The sequence below is a fragment of the Amycolatopsis sp. NPDC028719 genome (assembly GCF_055565395.1).
In genome coordinates, this window is sequence record NZ_JBVHUL010000001.1 from 1,167,097 (window position 1) to 1,188,167 (window position 21,071).

21 protein-coding genes are annotated in these 21,071 nt (G+C 72.2%); 11 read left to right on the forward strand and 10 right to left on the reverse strand.

Features of this window, described 5'->3' with window-relative positions; all coding sequences use genetic code 11:
* Positions 1-120: 120 nt before the first annotated feature.
* From sepH to ACZ4TR_RS05810, 3 genes are all read right to left on the reverse strand, one after another.
* Complete coding sequence (sepH, locus tag ACZ4TR_RS05800) at positions 121-963, reverse strand: septation protein SepH (protein WP_465285920.1); 843 nt, start codon at positions 961-963, stop codon at positions 121-123.
* Positions 964-1,152: 189 nt separating this feature from the next.
* The gene (locus ACZ4TR_RS05805; protein ID WP_465285921.1) at positions 1,153-2,301 is read right to left on the reverse strand and encodes an ATP-binding protein; all 1,149 of its coding nucleotides are present in this window, start codon (positions 2,299-2,301) and stop codon (positions 1,153-1,155) included.
* The gene (locus ACZ4TR_RS05810) at positions 2,298-2,960 is read right to left on the reverse strand and encodes a response regulator transcription factor (protein WP_364516815.1); all 663 of its coding nucleotides are present in this window, start codon (positions 2,958-2,960) and stop codon (positions 2,298-2,300) included. Before ACZ4TR_RS05810 ends, ACZ4TR_RS05805 begins: the two co-directional genes overlap by 4 nt.
* 113 nt (positions 2,961-3,073) lie before the next feature.
* Between ACZ4TR_RS05810 and ACZ4TR_RS05815 the strand changes: the two genes are divergently transcribed.
* The 6 genes from ACZ4TR_RS05815 (at position 3,074) to ACZ4TR_RS05840 (ending at position 9,815) form a co-directional block, all read left to right on the forward strand.
* A complete protein-coding gene (locus ACZ4TR_RS05815; protein WP_465285922.1) occupies positions 3,074-3,616 on the forward strand; it encodes a hypothetical protein in 543 nt (180 codons plus the stop codon).
* Complete coding sequence (locus tag ACZ4TR_RS05820) at positions 3,613-4,707, forward strand: peptidoglycan-binding protein (RefSeq protein WP_465285924.1); 1,095 nt, start codon at positions 3,613-3,615, stop codon at positions 4,705-4,707. The genes ACZ4TR_RS05815 and ACZ4TR_RS05820 overlap by 4 nt, the downstream gene beginning before the upstream one ends.
* Positions 4,704-5,390, forward strand: a complete 687-nt coding sequence (locus tag ACZ4TR_RS05825; protein WP_364516809.1) for an ABC transporter ATP-binding protein — start codon at positions 4,704-4,706, stop codon at positions 5,388-5,390. Before ACZ4TR_RS05820 ends, ACZ4TR_RS05825 begins: the two co-directional genes overlap by 4 nt.
* Positions 5,387-6,592 carry an ABC transporter permease gene (locus ACZ4TR_RS05830; protein ID WP_364516807.1) on the forward strand — a complete coding sequence of 402 codons (1,206 nt, stop codon included), beginning with the start codon at positions 5,387-5,389 and terminating at the stop codon, positions 6,590-6,592. Before ACZ4TR_RS05825 ends, ACZ4TR_RS05830 begins: the two co-directional genes overlap by 4 nt.
* Before the next feature lie 207 nt (positions 6,593-6,799).
* Positions 6,800-8,323 carry an amidohydrolase family protein gene (locus ACZ4TR_RS05835; RefSeq protein WP_465285925.1) on the forward strand — a complete coding sequence of 508 codons (1,524 nt, stop codon included), beginning with the start codon at positions 6,800-6,802 and terminating at the stop codon, positions 8,321-8,323.
* Between the two features lie 310 nt (positions 8,324-8,633).
* Entirely contained in the window at positions 8,634-9,815 is a 1,182-nt protein-coding gene (locus tag ACZ4TR_RS05840) for a glycosyltransferase 87 family protein (RefSeq protein WP_465285926.1), read from the forward strand.
* A 1-nt stretch (position 9,816) separates the two neighbouring features.
* On the opposite strand, the gene serC is transcribed toward ACZ4TR_RS05840, so the two are convergent.
* The gene (gene serC, locus ACZ4TR_RS05845) at positions 9,817-10,953 is read right to left on the reverse strand and encodes a phosphoserine transaminase (RefSeq protein ID WP_465285927.1); all 1,137 of its coding nucleotides are present in this window, start codon (positions 10,951-10,953) and stop codon (positions 9,817-9,819) included.
* 259 nt (positions 10,954-11,212) lie between these two features.
* Between serC and ACZ4TR_RS05850 the strand changes: the two genes are divergently transcribed.
* On the forward strand, positions 11,213-11,530 hold the full coding sequence (locus ACZ4TR_RS05850) for a hypothetical protein (RefSeq protein WP_465285928.1): 318 nt from the start codon (positions 11,213-11,215) through the stop codon (positions 11,528-11,530).
* A gap of 46 nt (positions 11,531-11,576) precedes the next feature.
* On the opposite strand, the gene ACZ4TR_RS05855 is transcribed toward ACZ4TR_RS05850, so the two are convergent.
* Genes ACZ4TR_RS05855 through ACZ4TR_RS05875 form a run of 5 tightly spaced genes read right to left on the reverse strand, consistent with a single transcriptional unit; the run spans position 11,577 to position 16,422 of the window.
* Entirely contained in the window at positions 11,577-12,917 is a 1,341-nt protein-coding gene (locus ACZ4TR_RS05855) for a serine hydrolase domain-containing protein (RefSeq protein WP_465285930.1), read from the reverse strand.
* Between the two features lie 46 nt (positions 12,918-12,963).
* The gene (locus tag ACZ4TR_RS05860; protein WP_364516795.1) at positions 12,964-13,584 is read right to left on the reverse strand and encodes a response regulator transcription factor; all 621 of its coding nucleotides are present in this window, start codon (positions 13,582-13,584) and stop codon (positions 12,964-12,966) included.
* Positions 13,581-14,738, reverse strand: a complete 1,158-nt coding sequence (locus ACZ4TR_RS05865; protein WP_465286302.1) for a sensor histidine kinase — start codon at positions 14,736-14,738, stop codon at positions 13,581-13,583. Before ACZ4TR_RS05865 ends, ACZ4TR_RS05860 begins: the two co-directional genes overlap by 4 nt.
* Complete coding sequence (locus ACZ4TR_RS05870; RefSeq protein ID WP_465285931.1) at positions 14,735-15,586, reverse strand: ABC transporter permease; 852 nt, start codon at positions 15,584-15,586, stop codon at positions 14,735-14,737. Before ACZ4TR_RS05870 ends, ACZ4TR_RS05865 begins: the two co-directional genes overlap by 4 nt.
* Positions 15,583-16,422 carry an ABC transporter ATP-binding protein gene (locus ACZ4TR_RS05875; RefSeq protein ID WP_465285933.1) on the reverse strand — a complete coding sequence of 280 codons (840 nt, stop codon included), beginning with the start codon at positions 16,420-16,422 and terminating at the stop codon, positions 15,583-15,585. The genes ACZ4TR_RS05870 and ACZ4TR_RS05875 overlap by 4 nt, the downstream gene beginning before the upstream one ends.
* A gap of 240 nt (positions 16,423-16,662) precedes the next feature.
* On the opposite strand from ACZ4TR_RS05875, the gene ACZ4TR_RS05880 reads away from it, so the two are divergent.
* On the forward strand, positions 16,663-18,357 hold the full coding sequence (locus tag ACZ4TR_RS05880) for an SDR family oxidoreductase (protein WP_465286303.1): 1,695 nt from the start codon (positions 16,663-16,665) through the stop codon (positions 18,355-18,357).
* A gap of 14 nt (positions 18,358-18,371) precedes the next feature.
* Positions 18,372-18,959, forward strand: a complete 588-nt coding sequence (locus ACZ4TR_RS05885; protein WP_465286304.1) for a TetR/AcrR family transcriptional regulator — start codon at positions 18,372-18,374, stop codon at positions 18,957-18,959.
* 54 nt (positions 18,960-19,013) lie between these two features.
* Here the strand turns inward: ACZ4TR_RS05885 and ACZ4TR_RS05890 are convergent, their stop codons facing one another.
* A complete protein-coding gene (locus tag ACZ4TR_RS05890) occupies positions 19,014-20,162 on the reverse strand; it encodes a citrate synthase 2 (protein WP_465285934.1) in 1,149 nt (382 codons plus the stop codon).
* Between the two features lie 289 nt (positions 20,163-20,451).
* Here ACZ4TR_RS05890 and ACZ4TR_RS05895 point away from each other — a divergent pair, with 289 nt between their 5' ends.
* Together ACZ4TR_RS05895 and ACZ4TR_RS05900 are read left to right on the forward strand one after the other, a co-directional pair.
* Positions 20,452-20,754 carry an urease subunit gamma gene (locus tag ACZ4TR_RS05895; RefSeq protein ID WP_013230177.1) on the forward strand — a complete coding sequence of 101 codons (303 nt, stop codon included), beginning with the start codon at positions 20,452-20,454 and terminating at the stop codon, positions 20,752-20,754.
* Between the two features lie 10 nt (positions 20,755-20,764).
* A complete protein-coding gene (locus ACZ4TR_RS05900) occupies positions 20,765-21,070 on the forward strand; it encodes an urease subunit beta (protein ID WP_465285935.1) in 306 nt (101 codons plus the stop codon).
* Position 21,071: the final 1 nt, after the last annotated feature.

Consider the following 21,071-nt stretch of genomic DNA (forward strand, 5'->3'; position numbering starts at 1 on the left):
GGGCCGCGCGGTTCACCTAGCCCCCAGGTTGGGTGTTTGGTGTGTGGAACGCACCGAACGCCACATTGGGTGCGTCTGACGCACCCAACGCCACATTGGGGCGTTGGGTGGGCTGGATGGCTAGCCGCGCTGGGAGCGGACCCCGAGCAGCACGTCCTCCCAGGACGGCACGATCGGGTGGTTCTTCTTCACCTTCGGCCGCTGCTCGGCGCCGGTGTCGTCCTCCGGGTCCGCCGGGACGCGGGGGATCTCGCGGGTGTCGTCGTCCGGGTCCGGCTCGGCGGCCGGCAGCTCGGCGTGCTCCGGGGGCACCGAGTCCAGCGTCGGCTGGAACTCCGCGTCGCGGGCCGGGTCGAGGGCGCGGACCGTGCGGGGCGCGCGGTAGGCGTTCGGGTCGAGCAGGACCTCGGCGTTCTCGTCGAGCGCCACGACCGTGCCGCCGTGCGCCCCGGGCGAGAACGCCCAGTGCGCGCGGTTGTCCGACCGGCCGGCCTTCCACCGCAGCACGACGACCCAGCGGCCGTCGTCGCCCTTCCAGGAGTCCCAGGTGGCCTGCGAATAGTCGTGCCCGCGGACGCCGAAGCTGTACGCGACGACCTCGCCGAGCGTCTGCACGTCGGGCCCGTCCTCACGGACGGGGTGGGCGCTCTGGGCGAGCTCGGCGGTCCGGGACCGCTCGAGCAGCACGGGGTAGGCGTAGCGCTCGACGCGCTGCTCCGAAATACCGGCGCCGCTCGCCACCTGCTGGACTGACTCGCCGGCGCGGATTCGCGCCTGGATCTCGCGTGGCCGCATCTGGCTCTCCAACTCGATTTCGATCTGGCCGAGGCGGGTGAGGTCACCCCGCGCCGCAGCGCGCAGTCTTTCATCGGCCGGGAGGAGGAAGCGCGTACCGCTCGCCGAGTCTTCGCACACGATGGACTTACCGTCCTCGTGCAACCCGACTACCCGAAGCGTGCGCATTGTTCGCCTTCCCCGATGCTCCACCGTTGTGGGTGCCCACGTTAGAACGGCGCGTCGGCTTGACGTGCGAGGCGCGCCGAGTCCGCGCAGAACTGCCCACTGTTCACTTTGCGACGCTCGCATCATGGATCACCCAGGTCGGCGGCCGCCGGGTGACACGCCGGACACGGTAAGTCACGATCGAGTGGATCACGAGGGCGGCAGGCGGACGGTCACCGTCAGCCCGCCGCGCCGGCCGGGCTGGGCTTCCGCGTAGCCGCCGTGGGCCTGGGCGACCGACCGCACGATCGACAACCCCAGCCCGGCGTTGCGCGTGTCGCCGGTCCGCTCCGAACCGGCCCGGCGGAACGGCTCGAACAGCGTCGGCACGGCTTCCGGCGGCACCACCGGCCCCGAGTTGCGCACCTCCAGCGCCGGGTCGCCGCGGACCTCGGCGTACACCCAGCCGCCGGCGGCGTTGTACGTGATCGCGTTCATCAGCAGGTTCGTCACCAGCCGTTCGAGCAGCACCGGGTCACCCGCCACGACGCGCGGCCGCAGCCGGGTCTCCACCTTCACCCCCGCCGCGGACGCCGAAGCGGCCGTCGCCCGGACCACCGCCGCGACCACTTCGTCGAGGCGGACCGGGGCACGCGCGGTGAGTCCGCGATCGCTGCGGGCCAGGATCAGCAGGCCCTCGATCATCCGTTCGCTGCGCTCGTTCGTGTGCAGCAGGTGCGTGCCGAGCTTCCGCAGCTCCGGGGCCACTTCGGGGTCGGCCATCGCCACTTCGACCAGCGTCCGCTGCACCGCCAGGGGCGTCCGCAGCTCGTGGGACGCGTTCGCGACGAACCGCTTCTGGCTGTCGAACGACTCCGCGAGCCGGTCGAGCATGCCGTCGAACGTGTCCGCCAGCTCCTTCAGCTCGTCGGGCGGTCCCTCCAGGTTGATCCGCCGGTCGAGCTTGCCCGCTTCGAGCCGGCGCGCCGCCGACGTGATGTCGTGCAGGGGCCGCAGCGCGCGGCCCGCCATCAGCCAGCCGAACAGCACGGCCAGCGCCGCCGTCGCGACCAGCGCGATCGCCGAGCCGACGACCAGCGTGGACAGCGTCGAGGAGCGGTAGTCCTCCAGCGAGCCGCTGAGCAGCCGCACCGTGCCGCCCTCGGCCGGCATGGCGGTGCCGGCCGGGGTCCCGTAGGTGGCGTCGGCCGAACCGATCGTCGTCAAGGCGACCCGGGCCGGGTCCGGCAGCGTGCTCTGCACCAGCAGGTAGTTGATCACCACGAGCACCAGCCCGGCGAGCAGGAAGAGCGCGCCGTACCAGGCCGTCAGCTTCGTCCGGACCGAAATGCCGTTCACGGGGTGCCGAACCGGTAGCCGGCACCGGGCACGGTCCCGATCACCGGCGGGTCGCCGAGCTTCCGGCGCAGCGTCATCACCGCGACGCGCACCGCGTTCGTGAACGGGTCCGCGTGCTCGTCCCACGCCTTGTCCAGCAGGTCCTCGGCGCTGACCACCGCGCCCTCCGCCCGCATGAGCACCTCGAGCACGGCGAACTCCTTCGGCGAGAGCAGCAGGAACCGGCCGTCGCGGGCGGCCTGGTGACGCGGGAGGTCGAGCACGACGCCGTCGCGCTCCAGCACCGGCGGCAACGCGGGCCGCGCGCGCCGCGACAGCGCCTGCACCCGGGCGACCAGCTCGGCGAACGCGAACGGCTTCGTCAGGTAGTCGTCGGCGCCGAGGCCCAGGCCGGCGACGCGGTCGGTGACGTCGGCGGCCGCGGTCAGCATCAGCACCCGCGCCTCGCCGCCCGCCCGCACCACCGCGGCGCAGACGTCGTCGCCGTGCACCTTCGGCAGGTCGCGGTCGAGGACCACGACGTCGTAGCCGTGCACGCCGACGCGTTCCAGGGCCTGCTCGCCGTCGTAACAGACATCGACGGCCATCGAAAACCGCCGCAGCCCCTCCGCCACGGAGTCGGCCAGCAGCCGTTCGTCCTCCACCACCAGCACGCGCACCCGCCCAGTCTGCGCAGGGAGGCCATAAGGACCGCATAAGCGACGTCGCTTAGCGCGCCCGAATGCCCCGATCCGTAGACCTGGCACCCATCCGGACACGAAAGGAGCGAGCCATGCGGACACGGATCATCGTCGCGGCGCTCGGGGCGGCCCTGCTGCTCGGGGGCTGCGGCGCGAAGAGCGACGACGGCGGCAAGGTCGCGTCGATCTCGACCCCGCCGAAGTCGGGCGGCCCCGCGGCGGCCGACACCAGCGGCAAGAGCGACGAAGACAAGATGCGCGACTTCGCCAAGTGCATGCGCGAGCACGGCGTCGACATGCCCGACCCCAAACCGGCCGGTGACGGCAGCGGCGGCATGGCCATCACCCTGGGCGGCGACGGCGCCGACGCCTCGAAGATCGAGACCGCGCAGAAGGAGTGCAGGCACCTCATGCCCAACGGCGGCGAGATGAAGCCGCCGAGCGCCGAGGAGCTCGACAAGATGCGCAAGGACGCCAAGTGCATGCGCGAGCACGGCATCGACATGCCGGATCCCGACCCGAGCGGCAAGGGCGCGACGCGGATCGGTGGCCCGGGCGACGACCCGAAGAAGTTCGAAGCCGCCGCGAAGGCGTGCGGTCTCGGCATGTCGATGCACTCCGAGGCCGGCAAATGACCGAAGTGACCCACCTCAAGCCCCGCCGCCGCACCCGGACGCGCTGGTTCGTCGTCGTCGCCGTCCTCGTCGTGGTGCTGGGCACCGGCTCGGTCGTGATCCTGACGCGCGTGTCGAGTGCGACGCCCGTCAAGGAGGCCGCGCCGCCGTCGGTCGAAACCGCCGAGGTCGTCAAGACCGACCTCAGCGAGGAGGAAGAGGCCGACGGCACCCTCGGTTACGGCGACGAATCGACCGTCGCCGGCCGCAAGCCCGGCACGATCACGTCGCTGCCCGACGCCGGCGCCACGATCACCCGGTGCAAGCCGGTGTACGGCGTGGACGCGAAGCCGGTGCCGCTCTTCTACGGCACGCTGCCGTTCTACCGCGACCTCGCCACCGGCGCGGACGACGGCGCCGACGTCAAGCAGCTGGAGGAGAACCTCAAGGCGTGCGGGTTCGGCGGCTTCGGCACGCCGGACAAGAAGTTCACCTCCGCGACGGCGGCCGCGGTGAAGAAGTGGCAGAAGTCGCTGGGGCTGGAGCAGACCGGCGCGTTCGGCCAGGGCGACGTCGTGCTCGCGGCGGGCGAGGTCCGCGTGTCGGCGCTGTCGGCCAAGCCCGGTTCGCCGGCGCAGGGCGAGGTGCTCAAGACGACCGGGACCGTCCGCTCGGTGCAGGTGAAGCTCGACGCGGCGAAGCAGGATCTCGCGCAGCAGGGCGCGAAGGCGTCCGTGACGATCAACGGGAAGACGACGGCGGGCACGATCACCGACGTCGGGAGGTCCGCGGTCGAGGGCAAGGACGGGGCGGGCCAGGACGACGGCAAGCCCAAGATCACCGTGAGCGTCCGGCTCGACGACCCCGCCGTCGCCGGCTCGCTCGACTCGGCGCCGGCGACCGTCCGGTTCACCAAGGACGTCCACTCCGGGGTGCTCGCGGTCCCGGTCGGCGCGCTGCTCGCGCTCGCCGAAGGCGGCTACGCCGTCGAGGTCGACGAAAACGGCCAGCGGCGGCTCGTGGCTGTCCGAACAGGACTGTTCAGCGGGGGCAAAGTGGAGGTCACCGGCACCGGCCTGACCGCGGGCATGCGGGTGGTGACGACGTCGTGACGCCCGTGCTGCGCGTCCACGAGGTCACGCGCACCTACCCCGGCGGGGTCGCCGCGCTCGACGGCGTCTCGCTCGCGTTGGAGGACGGCGAAATGGTCGCGATCGTCGGGCCGTCGGGGTCCGGCAAGTCGACCCTGCTGCACCTGATGGGGACGCTCGACCGGCCGTCGTCGGGCCGCATCGAGCTGCACGGCCACGACGTCGCTGCGCTCCCGGACCGCAAGGTGTCCGCGCTGCGGTCGCGCTGGATCGGCTTCGTGTTCCAGCAGTTCTTCCTCGACGAAGGGATGAGTGCGGTGGACAACGTGTGCACCGGGCTGCTTTACGCCGGGGTGCCGCGGCGACGGCGGCGCGAACGGGCGCTGGCGGCGCTCGACCGCGTCAAGCTGGGGCACCGGGCGTGGCACCGGCCCGGTGAGCTGTCCGGTGGGGAACGCCAGCGCGTCGCGATCGCGCGGGCGGTCGTCAACGAGCCGTCGATCCTGCTGGCCGACGAGCCGACCGGCAACCTCGACACCGGCACCGGCGCGTCCGTGCTCGCGCTGCTCGGGGAGCTGTCCACCGGCGGCACCACGATCGTCGTGATCACGCACGACCGGGAGATCGCGGCGGGGATGCCGCGCCGGATCGAGCTGCTCGACGGCCGGCTGCGGCTCGACACCGGCCTGGTGGGTGCGCGATGACGCTGGTGACACTGCCGGAACCGGCCCGGCTCAAGCCGCCGGACGTCGTCGCGCTCGGTGCCCACGGCATGCGGACGCGGCCGGTGCGCGCGGTGCTTTCCGCGCTGGGTATCGCGATCGGCGTCGCGGCGATGGTGGCGGTGCTGGCGATCCCGGCGTCCGGCGCGCAGGCCCTGCACGACCGGCTCGCCGCGCTCGGCACGAACCTGCTCACCGCCGGGCCGGGGCAGACGCTGTTCGGGAACGACGCCGTGTTGCCGGACGCCGCGGTGCCGATGGCGAAGCGGATCGGGCCGGTGCAGGCGGCGAGCGGCACCGGGAACACGTCGGCGAGCGTCCGGCGCAGCGACAAGATCGCGGCGGACGACACGTCCGGGCTCGCCGTGTTCGCCGCCAAGCCGGATTTGCTGGGCGTGCTCGGCGGGAAGGTCCGCACCGGCGCGTTCCTCGCCGCGGGCAACCAGGACTACCCGGTGACAGTGCTCGGCGCGCAGGCCGCGGCCCGCCTCGGCATCGACCACGTCGACCCGGCCCGGCCGACTCAGGTGCTGATCGGGACCCAGTGGTTCACCGTGGTCGGGATCCTCGCCCCGATGCCGCTGGCGCCGGAGATCGAGCGGTCGGTGCTGGTCGGCTGGGACGTCGCGAAGCGGCTGCTCGGGTTCGACGGCCATCCGTCCACTGTGTACGTCCGCGCGGAGGAATCCCAAGTGGACAGTGTGCGCTCGGTGCTGGGCGCGACGCTGAACCCCGAGGCGCCGAACGAGGTCGAGGTGCGCCGCCCCTCGGAAGCGCTGGCCGCCCAGAAGCTGACGGACACGACGTACAGCGCGTTGTTCCTGGGGCTCGGCGGGGTGGCGTTGCTGGTCGGCGGGGTCGGGGTGGCCAACACGATGGTCATCTCGGTGCTCGAACGCCGGCGCGAGATCGGCCTGCGCCGCGCGCTCGGGGCGACGAAGAGGCAGATCCGCGGGCAGTTCCTCGCCGAGTCGGTGCTGTTGTCGGGGCTCGGCGGGCTCGCGGGGGTGCTGGCCGGGGTGCTGGTGACGGCGGGCTACGCGCTGAGCCAGGGCTGGCCGGCGGTGCTGCCGTGGGCGACGCTGGCGGGCGGAGTCGGCGTGGCGGCCCTGGTGGGGGCGATCGCGGGGGCCTACCCGGCGGTGCGAGCGGCCCGGCTGGCACCGACACAGGCGCTGGCCTGACCCGTCACTTTCCCCATGAAAGTGCACCGGAGGGCACAGCTCCGCATCACTTTCGTGGGGAAAGTGTTGCGGAGCGTGCACTCCGGATCGCTGGGGCGGGAAAGTGCTAACTCCGAGCGTGCGGAGCGGGAAGAGCGCACGTTGGAAGATTCGCGGCCTCCCCCGGACGGGTTGAATGAGCGGCATCCCGAGCGATAGGGGGCCGCCGTGGAGCGGGTCGAGGCGAACCGGCGTGACTTCCTCCGATGGCTGGCGGTCGCCGGGGCGGGGCTCGCCGCGGCGGGGGTCGCGCCGGCCGTGTTCGCCCAGGAGGCCGCCGCGGCCGGGTCGGACGTCGTCGTCGTGCTCGGGGCCACCGTCGTCGACGGCACCGACGCCGCGCCCGCCCCGCACTCGGCGGTCGTGCTGGTCGGGGACCGGATTGCGTGGACCGGCCCCGCCGCGGACCTGCCGCCCCTGAGCGGCGGCGTCCGGGTCGTCGACGGCCGGGGCCGGTACCTCGTGCCCGGGCTCTGGGACCTGCACACGCACGGCCTCGACTACGAGACCATCTTCCCGCCGCTGTACCTGGCCAACGGCGTCACCGGCATCCGGGAGATGTGGGGCTACGCCGAGAACCGCGCGGTGCGCGACAAGATCGTCCGTGGCGAGCTGGCCGGCCCCCGGGTCGTCATGGGCAGCTCGATCATCGACGGCCCGGTGTCCCTGCTCGCGCCCCCCGTCACGCAGGTGGCGACGGCGGAGGAGGCCCGCGCGGCCGTCCGGACCGCCGAGGCCGAGGGCGCGGACTTCGTCAAGGTGTACTCGTACCTGGGCGAGGAGGCCTTCGCCGCGATCGCCGACGAGTGCCGCCGCGCCGGGCTGCCGTTCGCCGGGCACTGGCCGTACCGGGTTTCGCAGCCGGTGGCGAGCGACGCGGGCCAGCGCAGCTTCGAGCACCTCTTCGGCGTCCCCGTCTACACGTCGGCGCGCCGGGACGAATTCCTCGCCACGCTCGCCGCGACGCCGTTCGACCCGGCGCACCCGCGCGAGTTCTTCACCCTCGCCCGCGAGCTGGACCGGCAGGCGACGGAGGCCTACAGCCCGTGGCGGACCCGGGAGTTCTTCGGCCGGCTGATCCACAACGGAACCCGGCTGACCCCGACGATGGTCGTGAACCGGGTGATGTGCTCGCCCGCGGACACGTTCGCGCACGACCCACGGCTCAAGTACGTGCCCCGCGCGGTGCGGGACGTTTGGGCCGAGCAGCTGCGGACCCGCACGCCGGTCACGCCGGTGGAGATCGCGCAGCAGGACGCCTACTTCCACGCGCAGGTGGAGCTGGCGGGCGCGGCGCACCGGGCGGGCGTCGTCCTCCTCGGCGGCACCGACTGCTTGAACCCGTACGTCTTCCCCGGCTTCAGCCTGCACGACGAACTGGACCACCTCGTCGAGGCGGGATTGTCGCCCCACCGCGCGTTGCAGGTCGTGACCCGCGACGCGGCGGCGTTCCTCGGCCGCGCCGCGACGGCGGGCACGATCACGCCGGGCAAGGTGGCCGACCTGGTGCTCCTCGACGCGAACCCGGTGGCCGACATCCGCGCGGTCCGCCGGATCGACACGGTGATCGCGGCCGGGCGGGTCTTCGGCCGCGCGGCACTGGACCGGATGCTCGCCGGCGTCGAGGCGGCGGCGGACACCACGGTCAACGCCAGGTCGGCGACCGGCTTGGCGATGCACAGCTGCTGCTGACCCCCCGCGAACACCAGGTCAGTGCGGTTGCCGGTGCACGGCCGCCGCCGAGCGCCCGGTAATCTCGGCCGGTCGGAGACCGGGCTGAGGGGGACGCGTGACGCTGGCGCGACGGTTTTTCGGGGGCTCCGGGTGGCGGAGCCCCCGGCCCGGGGCGGAGCCCCGGAAGTCACAGCGGTTTTTCGGGGGCTCCGGGTGGCGGAGCCCCCGGCCCGGGGCGGAGCCCCGGAAGTCACAGCGGCTTTTCGGGGGACAGTGGGCGGGACGGAAACTGGCGTGGGCGCTCGCCGCGCTCGAGGTCGCCGCCGTCGTGCTCGTCCTCGTGCTCAAGCGGTTCGACGGCCTGGACCTCGAGGTCTACCTCGGCGGGGCCAAGGCGCTGGCCGGGCAGGGCTCGCCGTATGACGCCTGGGTGCCGACCACCCACCAGATCCTGCTGCCGTTCACCTACACGCCGTTCGCCGCGGCCGTGTTCCTGCCCGGCACGCTGCTGCCCTTCGCCGTGACCATGAAGCTGGTCAGCATCGCCTCGATCGTCGCGACCGGCGTCGTCGCCTACCTCTACGTCGCGACGCTCAACGGCTCGCTCACCGACCCGTCGAAGGTCACCGGCCGGGCGGCGGCCGCGCTCGTCGCCATCGGCGCGCAGCTCGCCGGGGCCCTGCTCGAGCCCGTGCGCTCGACGCTCGGCTTCGGCCAGATCAACGCGCTGCTCATGGTCATGGTCGTGCTCGACGTCCTGCTCCCCGGCGACCGCCGGCGGACGAAGGGCCTGCTCATCGGCGTGGCCGCGGCGATCAAGCTGACGCCGGCCGTCTTCGTCGTCTACTTCCTGGTCCGCCGCGACTTCAAGTCGGCCGCGCGGGTGGTCGCCGGGTTCGTCGCGGCCGGGGCGCTGCTGTGGCTGGTCCGGCCGTCGGCGTCGTTCACCTACTGGACGAAGCTCGTCTTCGACGCGGGCCGCATCGGCGGTGTCGACTACGTCGGCAACCAGTCGCTCAAGGGCCTGGTCACCCGGCTCGGGCTGCCGGAGACCGCCGGGAACGTCCTGTGGCTGCTGGCCGCGCTCGCCGTGATGGCCGTGGTCGCGGTGGTGATCGTGCGGGCGGGCGAGCCGGTGCTCGCGCTGACCGCGTGCGCGCTCGGCGGGCTGCTGGTGTCGCCGATCTCGTGGACCCACCACTGGACCTGGTGCGTGCCGATCCTCGTCCTGGCCGGGTACTACGCCTGTCGTTCGTGGCACTCCGACCGCGTCGTGGCGTGGTGGTCGGGCGCGGTCGTCGTGGCCGGGCTGGCGCTGTTCATCTGGGGCCCGATGTGGTTCGCGCCGCGCCCGGCGCCCTCGGCCGGCTGGTGGCTGGCCACGGAGTCCTACGAGCTGTTCGGCCTGGCGCTGCTGGTCCTGGCCGCCTTCGGCGCCCGTCGCCTGAAAGCCGTGAAGGCCTCCTTACCGGCCGAGGGAGCCGGTAAGGAGGCCTTCACGGACGTCTAGCTCAGCTGCCCAGGCGCTCGACGACGTACTCGATGCTCTGGGTGAGCTTCGTGATGTCGTCCGGGTCGATGGCCGGGAACAGGCCGACGCGCAGCTGGTTGCGGCCCAGCTTGCGGTACGGCTCGGTGTCGACGATCCCGTTGGCGCGCAGCACCTTCGCGACCGCGGCGGCGTCGACCTCGTCGGCGAAGTCCACCGTGCCGACGACCTGCGAGCGCAGCTCCGGGTCCTTCACGAACGGCGTGGTGTAGCTCGTCTTCTCGGCCCACTCGTACAGCCGCGACGACGAGTCCTTCGTGCGCGCGGTCGTCCACTCGAGGCCGCCCTGGCCGTTCATCCACTCGATCTGCTCGGCGAGCAGGAAGAGCGTGGCCACGGCCGGGGTGTTGTACGTCTGGTCCTTGCGGGAGTTGTCCAGCGCGGTGGTCAGCGACAGGAACTCCGGGATCCAGCGGTCGCCGCCGCCGATCTCGCCGATCCGCTCGACCGCGGCGGGCGAGGCCAGCGCGATCCAGAGGCCGCCGTCCGCGGCGAACGACTTCTGCGGCGCGAAGTAGTAGACGTCGAAGTCCTCGGCCTTGACCGGGAGCCCGCCGGCGCCGGAGGTGGCGTCGATCGCCACCAGCGCTTCGTCGCTGGCTGTGAGGTTCTTGGGGCGGCGGACCGGGACGGCGACACCGGTCGACGTCTCGTTGTGCGCCCAGCCGACCAGGTCCGCGCCGGCTTCGTAGGCGATGTCGGGAGCGCTGCCCGCGTCGGCCTTGACGACGATCGGGTCGGCCAGGAACGGCGCGCCCTTGGTGACACTGGCGAACTTCGACGAGAACTCGCCGTAGGTGAAGTGCTGCGAGCGCTCGCGGACCAGGCCGAACGCGGCCGCGTCCCAGAACGCCGTGGTGCCCCCGTTGCCCAGGATCACCTCGTAGCCCTCGGGCAGGGAGAACAGCTCGGACAGGCCCGCCCGGACGCGCCCGACGAGGGACTTGACCGGCTTCTGCCGGTGCGACGTGCCGAGGTAGGTGGAGCCGGACTCCGCCAGGGCGCTCAGCTGCTCGGCGCGGACCTTCGACGGTCCGCAGCCGAAGCGGCCGTCGGCCGGCTTGAGGTCTGCGGGGATGGTCAACTCAGCGTCGGTCATGTGGCCAGTCTCTCAGGTCGGGATGCGGCTGGTGAAGGTGGTTCTCGGGTGTCCGGTATGTGGAACGACGGCTGGTCCCGCCGCCGCGGCAGGGTGGGCGGCCGGCTCGCGGGCCGGCGCCGGCTTTGGCCGGGGCGGGCCGGCCTCGTGGCCGGTCTTCCGGGCGGAGACAGCTACGCCGTCGGGCTCATCGGACACCATCGCCGTGGGGGTAAAAACACGGTTCCCGCCCCGCCGGGGCACCGGTAGCTTTCCCGCCATGACGACTGTGCAGCAGACCTTCCCGGTGCCACCACAGGCGCTGTGGAACGCGCTCCCCGCCGGGGTCGCGGCGATCCGCGGGCAGGGCCCGTTCTACGACCCGCAGCGTGGTTACGTGTCCTGCCGCACCGGGATGACCATGCTCAGCTGGGGACAGGAGATCACCGCGACGGTCGCGCCGTCCGCGGGAGGGGCGACGCTCACCGTCCTGACGAAGCTGAAGTTCGGCCTGTTCGACTGGGGCGAGGGCAAGCGCCTCGCCCACCGGTTCGCCGCCGCCGTCGGGCACACGGCCGGCACCGCCGCACTGACCTGAGGGCCCCGCTCACCACCGCTCTGGGGGTGTGAGCGGGGCCCGGCAGTCAGCGCCAGCCGTCGACGCCGCCCGGCACCGGCGCCGCCGGGTCGTACGGCGTGCGGGTGAAGATGAACGTCGCGAGGTCGAGGTGCGTGGCGACGCCGTCGGAGCCGCGGCCCACTTCGAGCGTCTCGCCCGCGTAGTAGCCGTCGAGGCCGACGTAGGTGTCGCGGCCGGTGGCGCGGAACCGCGAGCTGCGCCCGGCCCCCTCGGCCGGGGCCAGCAGGAGCAGCCCGTCACCCTGGATGCGCAGGTGGTACGGCGTCGGGCCCCAGTGCCAGAGGCCGGTGAGGGCGAGCAGCGCGGGGTCGACGGCCGACGGCTGCCACTCGGCGGGCAGGCGCGGCTCCCGCTCGTCGGTCATCGTGATCAGGTCCAGGCAGAGCTGGGTGATGCCGACGCCGGCCGTCGAGTTGGTAAGCACGAGCGCGCCGGTCTGCGCGACCGGGTCGACCAGAGTGGCGGCGAGGAAGCCGGGCATCGAGCCGGTGTGACCGGCGAGGCGCCGGCCCTGGTAGCGCACGAGCATCAGGCCGAGGCCGAACCCGGTCGTCCAGACGTCGGTGTCGTCGACGGTGACCATGGTCCGCATCTGCTCGAGGGTCGCCGGCGCGAGCACACCGCCGTCGTGGCCGCCGAGGAACGCCGTCCAGCGGGCGAGGTCGGTGGCGGTGGACCACAGCTGCCCGGCGGGGGCCATCGCCCCGGCGTCGGGGCTCGGCTCCGGCAGGAGGACGTCGGCGAAGGGGTGCACGGCGAAGCCCTGCGCGTGCTCGCCGACCGGGTGCGGGGTGGTGCGGGTCATCCCGAGCGGGCCGAGGACCTCCTCGTCGAGCACGGAGAGCCAGCCCTTGCCGCGGTGGCGCGAAACGAGCTCGCCGAGCACGCCGTAGCCGACGTTCGAGTAGTGGAACTTCGCGCCCGGCCGGTGCTTGGTCGCGCCCTCGGCGAGGCTCCCGGCGAGCACGTCCCAGTCGGCGCCGGGGGTGCGCTCCCACCAGAGGCCGGGCGACTCGGAGGTCAGGCCGGAGGTGTGCGACAGCAGCTGGGCGACGGTGGCGGCGCCGAAGGGCGTGTCCGGGACGTGCTTTTCGAGCGGGTCGTTGAGGTCCAGGAGGCCTTCGTCGCGCAGCCGCATGACGGCGGTGGCGACGAGCGTCTTGGTGATCGAGCCCAGCCGGTACTGGGTGTCGGTGCCGGGCGGCCGGTCGCCGACGCGCCCGCGGCTCCCGGACCAGACGATCTCGCCGTCCCGCACGACGGCGGCGACGAGCGAGGGGGCGCGGCAGGCCGCCTGCTCGTGGGCGATCCGGCGGAGCAGGGCGTGTTCGGTCGACTCAAGCATGGGGGCATTCTGCCGCGCTCCGGCCGGTGAAGCAGGTCCCGGGCCTTCAGCCGAGCAGGTTGCGGGACATCGCCGTCGTGACCGCGGCCGTGCGGTCGGACACGCCGAGCTTGCCGAACACCCGCAGCAGGTGGGTCTTCACCGTGGCTTCGCTGATGTGCAGCGCCCGGCCGATGTCCGCGTTCGTGCCGCCCTTCGCGACCAGGCGCAGCACTTCCACCTCGCGCGCCGACAGCGACTGCGGCTCCGGGTTGCGCACCCGGTTGACCAGCTTCCCGGCCACCGACGGCGCCAGCACCGTCTCCCCGCGCGACGCCGCGCGGATCGCGTTCGCCAGCTCCGTGCGCGACGCGTCCTTCAGCAGGTAACCCGACGCGCCCGCTTCGACCGCGCGCAGGATGTCGGCGTCCGTCTCGTACGTCGTCAGCACCACGATCCGCCGGCCCGGCTGCTCGCGCAGGATCCGCTTCGTCGCGCCGACGCCGTCCAGCCCGGGCATCCGCAGGTCCATCAGCACGACGTCCGGCCGCACGACGCGGTCGAGCGCGACGGCTTCGTCACCCGAGCCCGCTTCGCCGACCACCGTCAGGTCGGGTTCGGCCTCGAGCATGCCGCGGAGGCCTTCGCGGACGACGGGGTGGTCATCCACGAGCATGATGCGGATCAAGCCGGCACCTCCAGGGTGAGTTCGGTGCCGCGCGGGCCACTCCGGACGCTCAGTCTGCCACCCACCTGCTCGGCCCGGGACCGCATGCCGCGCAGGCCGAAGCCGCTGACGCCCTCAGGATCGAAGCCGGTGCCGTCGTCCCGGACGGACAACCGCACGAAATCGTCCACAACGGACAGCCGCACCGAGACGGAAGACGCCGCCGCGTGCCGCCGGACGTTGGTCAGCGCCTCCTGCGCGCCCCGCAGCAGGACCACTTCGCCCGCCATGCCGATCGCCGGGAGCGCACCGTCCACTTCGTACTCGACCGCCACGCCCGTCTCGTCGGCGAGCCGGTCGGCCTGGCGGCGGACGGCGTCCACCAGGGACCCGGACGCGAGGTCCGCGGGCGCCAGCGCGGCGACCATCGTGCGGGCCTCGGCCAGGTTCTCCCGCGCGGTGCGGGCGGCCAGCTCGACGTGCCGCCGCGCCGCCGCCGGGTCGGTGTCCAGTTCGGACTCGATGGCCTCGGCGAGCGTGACGATGCTGGTGAAGCCCTGGGCCAGCGTGTCGTGGATCTCGCGGGCGAGCCGCTCGCGCTCGGCCGCCGTGCCCGCCTCGCGGGAGAGCCGGGCGACCTCGGCCTGGCTCGCTTCGAGCCGATCGATCAGGTCCGCCCGCCCTCGGCTCTCCTCGATGACGTGCAGGATGAACTTGCCGGACAGGATTCCGAACACGACGAGGATCGCCGTCATCGGCAGCAGGATGTGCAGCGCCGGCCCCCGCAGCCCGTCGGCCGCGATCGACGACAGCGGGCTCAGCACGATCGCCAGGGTGGTGAGCACCGCGGCCGGGCGGAACTCGAGCGTCGAAAACAGCAGCGGGCACACCATGAACAGGATGAAGCTGGACGTCGTGTTGGCGAACATCGCGACCGCGACCAGCGCCATGACCGCCAGGGCCAGCGTCCACCGCTGCTTCAGGTGCCCGTCGTCGCGCACCACCCGGCGCCCCCACAGCAGGTAGGTCAGCGCGAGCGCGGTGAGCGCCCCGACCGCGACGACGGCGCGGACCGGGTCGGTCTCGTCCAGCAGCACCAGGACCGTGGTGGCGACGTACGCCACCGCGAAGAGGATCTCCCAGAGCCAGTTGAACCGGTCCCAGGCGTCCTTCACTTCGTGTCGGTCCACCGGAAGCTCAGCCGCGCCAGCACCGCGCCCACCACGCACCAGATCCCCAGCACCAGCGCCACCCGCGGGAGTTCCCATGAACCAGCCATCTCCATTCCGACCGCGCCGTCCGGCAGGAAGACCGACCGGAAGCCCTGGCAGATCCATTTGAGCGGGAAGAACGACGCGATGTCCACCATGATCTTCGGCAGGTTCGTGATCGGCGTGACGAACACGCCGGAGATGAACTGCAGCACCAGGTACAGCATCTGCACCACGGCGACCGCGCCGGTGGTGGACCTCGCGAGCGAGCTGAGCGCGATGCCGAGCAGCGTGCACGAGACGATCCCGAGCGCGAACACCCACAGCAGTGTCAGCCACTTCGCCGGCTCGGACGGCAGTTCGAGCCCGAACAGCAGGACGGCGACCGCGGCCATCAGCACGGTCTGCGCCAGGCTGGACACCGCGACCAGCACCATCTTGCCGATGAAGTACGCCGCCGAGGGCATCGGCGTGCCGCGCAGGCGTTTGAGCGCCCCGGTTTCCCGGTCGGCCGAGACGCCGGTCGCGATGCTGTTGAACGACGTCGACACGATGCCGGAGCCGATCATCCCGGCCGCGAGCAGCTGCCCGGATGTGACGCCGGCGAGGGCCGTCGGACCGTCCAAGATGGACCCGAGCAGGATCATCAGGACGGCGGGCAGGGAGAAGGTGAAGACCACCTGCTCCCGGTGCCGGAAGAACTGCCGCAGCTCGGTGCCGCCGCGGGCGAGCCCCAGCGACAGCGGGCCGGGGAGGGCCCCCGTTGCTTTCCGGGTGGCGGAGCCCCCGGCCCCGGACGTCGCAGTGGTCATGCCTTGTCTCCGATCAGGTCCAGGTAGATGTCCTCCAGGCTCGGCCTGGTCACGGTCAGCCCGGCGAGCTCCCTACCCCCAGCAGAGAGCTCGGTGACGAGCTTGGTCGGGTACGCGGTGCGCTCGGCGTGCTCACCGCGTTCGTCGGTCCACCGCACGGTGGCCTCGGCGGCGGCGCGGCCTCCCAGGTTCTGCGGCGTGTCCTGCGCGACGATCTCGCCCCGCGCGATCACCGCCACGCGGTCGGCGAGCGCTTCGGCCTCGTCGAGGTAGTGGGTGGTCAGCAGGATGGTGGTGCCTTCCGCCGCGAGCTCGCTGATCAGCGTCCAGAAGTGCCGCCGCGCTTCGGGGTCGAAGCCGGTGGTCGGCTCGTCGAGGAAGAGCAGCTCGGGCCGGCCGATGATCCCCAGTGCCACGTCGACGCGGCGCCGCTGCCCGCCGGAGAGCGTCTTGACCCGCGCCTTGGCCTTTTCGGCGAGCCCGACCTTCTCGATCACCTCGTCGGGATCGCGCGGGTCGGGGTAGTACTTCGCGAAGTGCCGCACGGTCTCGGCGACGCTCAGCTCGGCGGCGTCGTTGGCGGTCTGCAGGACGATCCCGATGCGCGACCGCCAGGCCCGCCCGGCCTTGCCGGGGTCCTCGCCGAGGACGGTGACCTCGCCGTCGGTCCGCTGCCGGTGGCCTTCGAGGATCTCGACGGTCGTGGTCTTGCCGGCGCCGTTCGGGCCGAGCAGGGAGAAGACCTCGCCCCGGGCGATGTCCAGGTCGAGCCCGGCCACCGCGAGGTGACCGGGGTACTGCTTGCGCAGGCCGCGCACGCTCACTGCTGTGGTCATGGCTTACAGCCTGGCCGTCCCGGGTCTCGATGAGGAGCAACGCTCAGCTGAATCCCGGTGTCCACCGAACGGTGGACAGAGTCGTCAGCCGGGCCGCCCGGTTTCCCGTGGAACCACGAAAACGCTGTCATACAAGCGAAATCGCGTCGGATGCACGAACGACACCCGGCCACCAGCCGCCGCGCGGGTGAATCGTACTGTTGACAAGTTGTCTAACATGACAGAATGTCTCACAAGTGGGTGACCGCCAGTGACGGTGTCCGCCTCTCGGTCCACGTCGAAGGCCGCGAAGACGGGCCCACGGTCGTGCTCGTGCACGGCTACCCCGACAACAGCTCGATGTGGGGTGGGGTAGCCGCCGAGCTGAGCGCGAAACACCGCGTCGTCACCTACGACGTCCGTGGCGCCGGACAGTCGGGCAAGCCGCCGGGACGCGCGTCCTACCGGCTGGACCAGCTGGCCGACGACCTCCGGGCGGTCGTCGACGAGGTGCAGCCGCACGGCAAGGTTCACCTCCTCGCCCACGACTGGGGCTCGATCCAGACCTGGCACGCCGTCACCGGAGCCGGCCTGCGCGGCCGGATCGCGTCCTACACGTCGATCTCCGGCCCGAGCCTCGACCACGCCGGCGCGTGGTTCCGCGCGCAGCTCACCCGCCCGACGCCGAAGCGGCTCAAGAACGCACTGAGCCAGTTCCTCCACTCGTGGTACATCCTCGCGTTCCAGGTGCCGCTGATCCCGGACCTGCTGTGGCGCACCGGCCTGCTGGGCAAGCAGATCCAGCGCATGGAGCCCGACGCCGCGAAGCCGGACAAGGGCGACGGCCTGCACGGCCTCGAGCTCTACCGCGCCAACATGTTCACCCGGCTGTCCCGCCCCGCGCCGCGCGCCGCCGACGTCCCGGTGCAGGTCCTGGCCCCGACCGGGGACGCCTACGTCACCACGCCGCTGCAGACCGAGATCGCGCGCTGGGTGCCGGACCTGCGGATCCGCCCGGTCGTCGGGACCCACTGGGTGACCCGCGCCAAGCCGGCGGTGGTCGCGCGCGCCGCGGCCGAGCTGATCGAGTACGCCGAAACCGGCGCCGAGAGCCGGGCGCTGAAGCAGTCGCGGGTGGGCGCCGGCCGGTTCGAACACAAGCTGGTCGTCGTCACCGGCGCCGGCAGCGGGATCGGCCGGGCCACCGCGCTGGCGTTCGCCGCCGAGGGGGCCGACGTCGTCATCACCGACATCGATCCGGCGGCAGCTGCGGAAACCTTGAGGCTGCTGGGAGACCACGGCGTCGGGGAGTACACAGTGGACTCCAGTGACGGCGAGGCCGTGCACCGCTTCGCTCGCGATGTGCGCGAGAAGCACGGCGTTCCGGACATCGTGGTCAACAACGCCGGGATCGGCATGTCGGGCCCGTTCCTCGACACGTCCGTCGAAGACTGGGAACGCGTCATCGACGTCAACCTCTGGGGCGTGATCCACGGCTGCCGCGCCTTCGCGCCGATGCTCGCCGAGCGCGCCGAAGGCGGCCAGATCGTCAACCTCGCGTCGGCCGCCGCCTACCTGCCGTCGAAGATCCTCACCGCCTACGCCACGACGAAGTCCGCCGTGCTGACGTTGAGCGTCTGCCTGCGCGCCGAGCTGGCCGAGCACCACATCGGTGTCACGGCGGTGTGCCCGGGCATCGTGCAGACGAACATCACGAACACGACGCGATTCGTGGGAGTGTCCGAAGAGGAGCAGCGACGGCGTCAGCAGCAGAGCACGAAGCTCTACGCACGACGCGGGTTCGGCCCGGAAGGCGTCGCGAAGGACATCCTGCGGGCCGTGGAAAAGGACACCGCGATCGCACCGTCCACTCCGGAGGCCAAGGCCGCGCTGGTCCTTTCGCGACTGACGCCGGGACTGCTGCGGGCGGCGGCGAAGCTGGACCTGACGCCGTGAGCCGGCCGCGGCGGATGTCGCCGCAGGCCCGTCGTGACGACCTGATCCGCGCCGCACTCGACCTGTTCGGCTCGCGGGCGCCGGAGCTGGTCACCGTGGACGACATCGTCGTGCGCGCCGAGGTGTCGCGGCCGTTGTTCTACCGGTACTTCTCGAGCCTGCGCGAGCTGCAGGTGGAGGCACTGCGCACGGTCACCGACGGGCTCATCGACGGCCTGGCCGGCCTCGAGGAGGGCCCGCCGGAGACGCGGCTGCGCGCGGCCGTCCGCGGCCTGATCGACGTCGCCGACCACTACCGCGCGGGCTACATCGCGTTGCTGCGCAGCGGTTCGGTGATCGCGACGTCCGAAACGGACGCGGCGATCGACGAGGTCCGCAACCGCGCGGTGGCCCTGATCCTGGACGCCCTGGGCGTCGAAGATCCTTCACCGCTGCTGTCCCTGACCCTGCGCTGCTGGACCGCGGTGGTCGAAGGCGCCCTCCTGAGCTGGCTCCAAGAGCGCACGCTCCCACGCGAAGCCCTGGACACCTGGCTGGTCGACCAGCTCACGGCGATGCTCGCCGCCACCTCCGCCCACGACAAGGCCGGCCCTTTCACGTGAAAGTGAGGTGGAGGGACCCTCCGGCTCACTTTCACGTGAAAGTGCGGGTTGGGGTCAGTGCTTGGTGACCAGTTCCCAGCCCTCGACGTCCTCGGGCGTGCGGGGCGCCGGGCCGACGTACTTCGCGGAGGGGCGCACCAGACGGCCGGTGCGCTTCTGCTCCAGGATGTGCGCGGCCCAGCCGGCGGTGCGCGCCGAGCTGAACATCGACGGCATCATGTGCGGCGGGACCTGCGCGAAGTCCAGGATGACCGCGGCCCAGAACTCGACGTTCGTCTCGATCGGGTGGTCCGGACGGCGCTCGCGCAGCTCCTTCAGCGCCGCCTGCTCCAGCGCGGCGGCCGCCTCGTAGCGGGACGAGCCGAGCTCCTTGCAGGTCCGGCGCAGCACGCGGGCCCGCGGGTCCTCGGCCCGGTAGACGCGGTGGCCGAAGCCCATCAGGCGTTCCTTGCGGTCGAGGATGCCCTTGACCAGGGCCGCCGGGTCACCGGTGCGCTCGACCTCTTCGATCATCGGCAGCACGCGCGCCGGGGCGCCGCCGTGCAGCGGGCCGGACATCGCGCCGATGGCGCCGGACATGGCCGCCGCGACGTCGGCGCCGGTGGACGCGATGACGCGGGCGGTGAAGGTCGACGCGTTGAGGCCGTGCTCGGCGGCCGACACCCAGTAGGCGTCGAGCGCCTTGACGTGCGCGGGGTCCGGCTCGCCGCGCCAGCGGATCAGGAACCGCTCGGTGATCGAGTGGGCCTCGTCGACGCGGGTCTGCGGCACGGCGGGCTGGCCGATGCCGCGCGCCGACTGCGCCACGTAGGACAGTGCCATCACCGAGGCGCGGGCCAGCTGCTCGCGGGCCTCTTCGTCGGTGATGTCGAGCAGCGGGCGGTAGCCCCAGATCGGCGCGAGCATGGCCAGCGCGGCCTGGACGTCGACCCGGACGTCGCCGGTGTGCACCGGCAGCGGGAACGGCTCGGCGGGCGGGAGGCCGTGGCCGAACCGGCCGTCCACGAGAAGGCCCCATACGTCACCGAAGGTCACCTTGCCGGCGAGGTCCTCGATGTCGACGCCGCGGTACCGCAGCGCACCGCCGTCCCGGTCGGGTTCGGCGATCTCGGTGTGGAAGGCGACGACGCCTTCCAGACCCGGTCGGAAGCCGTCGTCGGGTTCGCCGGACGGCTGTGGCTTGGTGATCGTGGAGGTAGTCACTGTTTCGCGGAACCTTTCGGTGCGCTTTCTTCCCCGTCTTGGTGGTGGTGCTCGCGCGGACGGAATAGCGCAAGGAAAGCGCGCACCATCGCACGGATGGATAGACCTTGCTCCCTCGATCGCCGGGGGGCAATCGAAAGATGCGGTGGTTTCGGTCACGATTACGAGAACGATTCAGTCACCGAGGCTGTACGGCCGGAGGATTTTCGGTACGCAGTGTGACGAAGCCCAGGTTAAAGGTATGTTTCCGAACCACGCGGGATCGTGGTCCGGGTGATAGACCTGAGCGATGCACCTCAGCCCGCAGGAGCGCGACAAGCTGCTGATCCACGTGGCGGCCGACGTCGCGCGGAAGCGGCTGGACCGCGGCGTCCGGCTGAACTACCCGGAAGCGGTCGCGCTGATCACCGACCACGTCCTCGAAGGGGCCCGCGACGGGCGCACGGTCAGTGAGCTCGTCGCCGGCGGCCGGACCGTGCTCTCGCGGGCGCAGGTGCTCGACGGCGTACCGGAGATGGTCGACTCCGTGCAGGTCGAGGCCACTTTCCCGGACGGCACGAAGCTCGTCACCGTGCACGACCCGATCGTCTGAGGAGGGCCGGATGCACCCAGGTGAGATCATCCCCGGCGACGAGCCGGTCGAGCTGAACCCCGGCCGCCCGCGCGTCCGGCTGCTCGTGCGCAACCTCGCCGACCGGCCGGTCCAGGTCGGCTCGCACTACCACTTCGCGGCGGTGAACCCGGGCCTCGAATTCGACCGCGACGCCGCCCGCGGGCACCGGCTCGACGTCCCGGCCGGCACGTCGGTGCGGTTCGAGCCCGGTGTCGAACGGGAAGTCGACCTGGTGCCGCTCGCCGGAGCGCGCCGCGTTCCCGGCCTGCGGTCCGAATTCTCGGGAGAGTTCTGAA

What these genes read in the sequence shown, in the direction of transcription:
- ACZ4TR_RS05900 (WP_465285935.1), top strand. Translation starts at nt 20,765, where the DNA reads ATGCACCCAGGTGAGATCATCCCCGGCGACGAGCCGGTCGAGCTGAAC.
- ACZ4TR_RS05885 (WP_465286304.1), top strand. Translation starts at nt 18,372, where the DNA reads ATGTCGCCGCAGGCCCGTCGTGACGACCTGATCCGCGCCGCACTCGAC.
- ACZ4TR_RS05850 (WP_465285928.1), top strand. Translation starts at nt 11,213, where the DNA reads ATGACGACTGTGCAGCAGACCTTCCCGGTGCCACCACAGGCGCTGTGG.
- ACZ4TR_RS05815 (WP_465285922.1), top strand. Translation starts at nt 3,074, where the DNA reads ATGCGGACACGGATCATCGTCGCGGCGCTCGGGGCGGCCCTGCTGCTC.
- ACZ4TR_RS05830 (WP_364516807.1), top strand. Translation starts at nt 5,387, where the DNA reads ATGACGCTGGTGACACTGCCGGAACCGGCCCGGCTCAAGCCGCCGGAC.
- ACZ4TR_RS05895 (WP_013230177.1), top strand. Translation starts at nt 20,452, where the DNA reads ATGCACCTCAGCCCGCAGGAGCGCGACAAGCTGCTGATCCACGTGGCG.
- ACZ4TR_RS05855 (WP_465285930.1), bottom strand. Translation starts at nt 12,917, where the DNA reads ATGCTTGAGTCGACCGAACACGCCCTGCTCCGCCGGATCGCCCACGAG.
- ACZ4TR_RS05875 (WP_465285933.1), bottom strand. Translation starts at nt 16,422, where the DNA reads ATGACCACAGCAGTGAGCGTGCGCGGCCTGCGCAAGCAGTACCCCGGT.
- sepH (WP_465285920.1), bottom strand. Translation starts at nt 963, where the DNA reads ATGCGCACGCTTCGGGTAGTCGGGTTGCACGAGGACGGTAAGTCCATC.
- serC (WP_465285927.1), bottom strand. Translation starts at nt 10,953, where the DNA reads ATGACCGACGCTGAGTTGACCATCCCCGCAGACCTCAAGCCGGCCGAC.
- ACZ4TR_RS05820 (WP_465285924.1), top strand. Translation starts at nt 3,613, where the DNA reads ATGACCGAAGTGACCCACCTCAAGCCCCGCCGCCGCACCCGGACGCGC.
- ACZ4TR_RS05870 (WP_465285931.1), bottom strand. Translation starts at nt 15,586, where the DNA reads ATGACCACTGCGACGTCCGGGGCCGGGGGCTCCGCCACCCGGAAAGCA.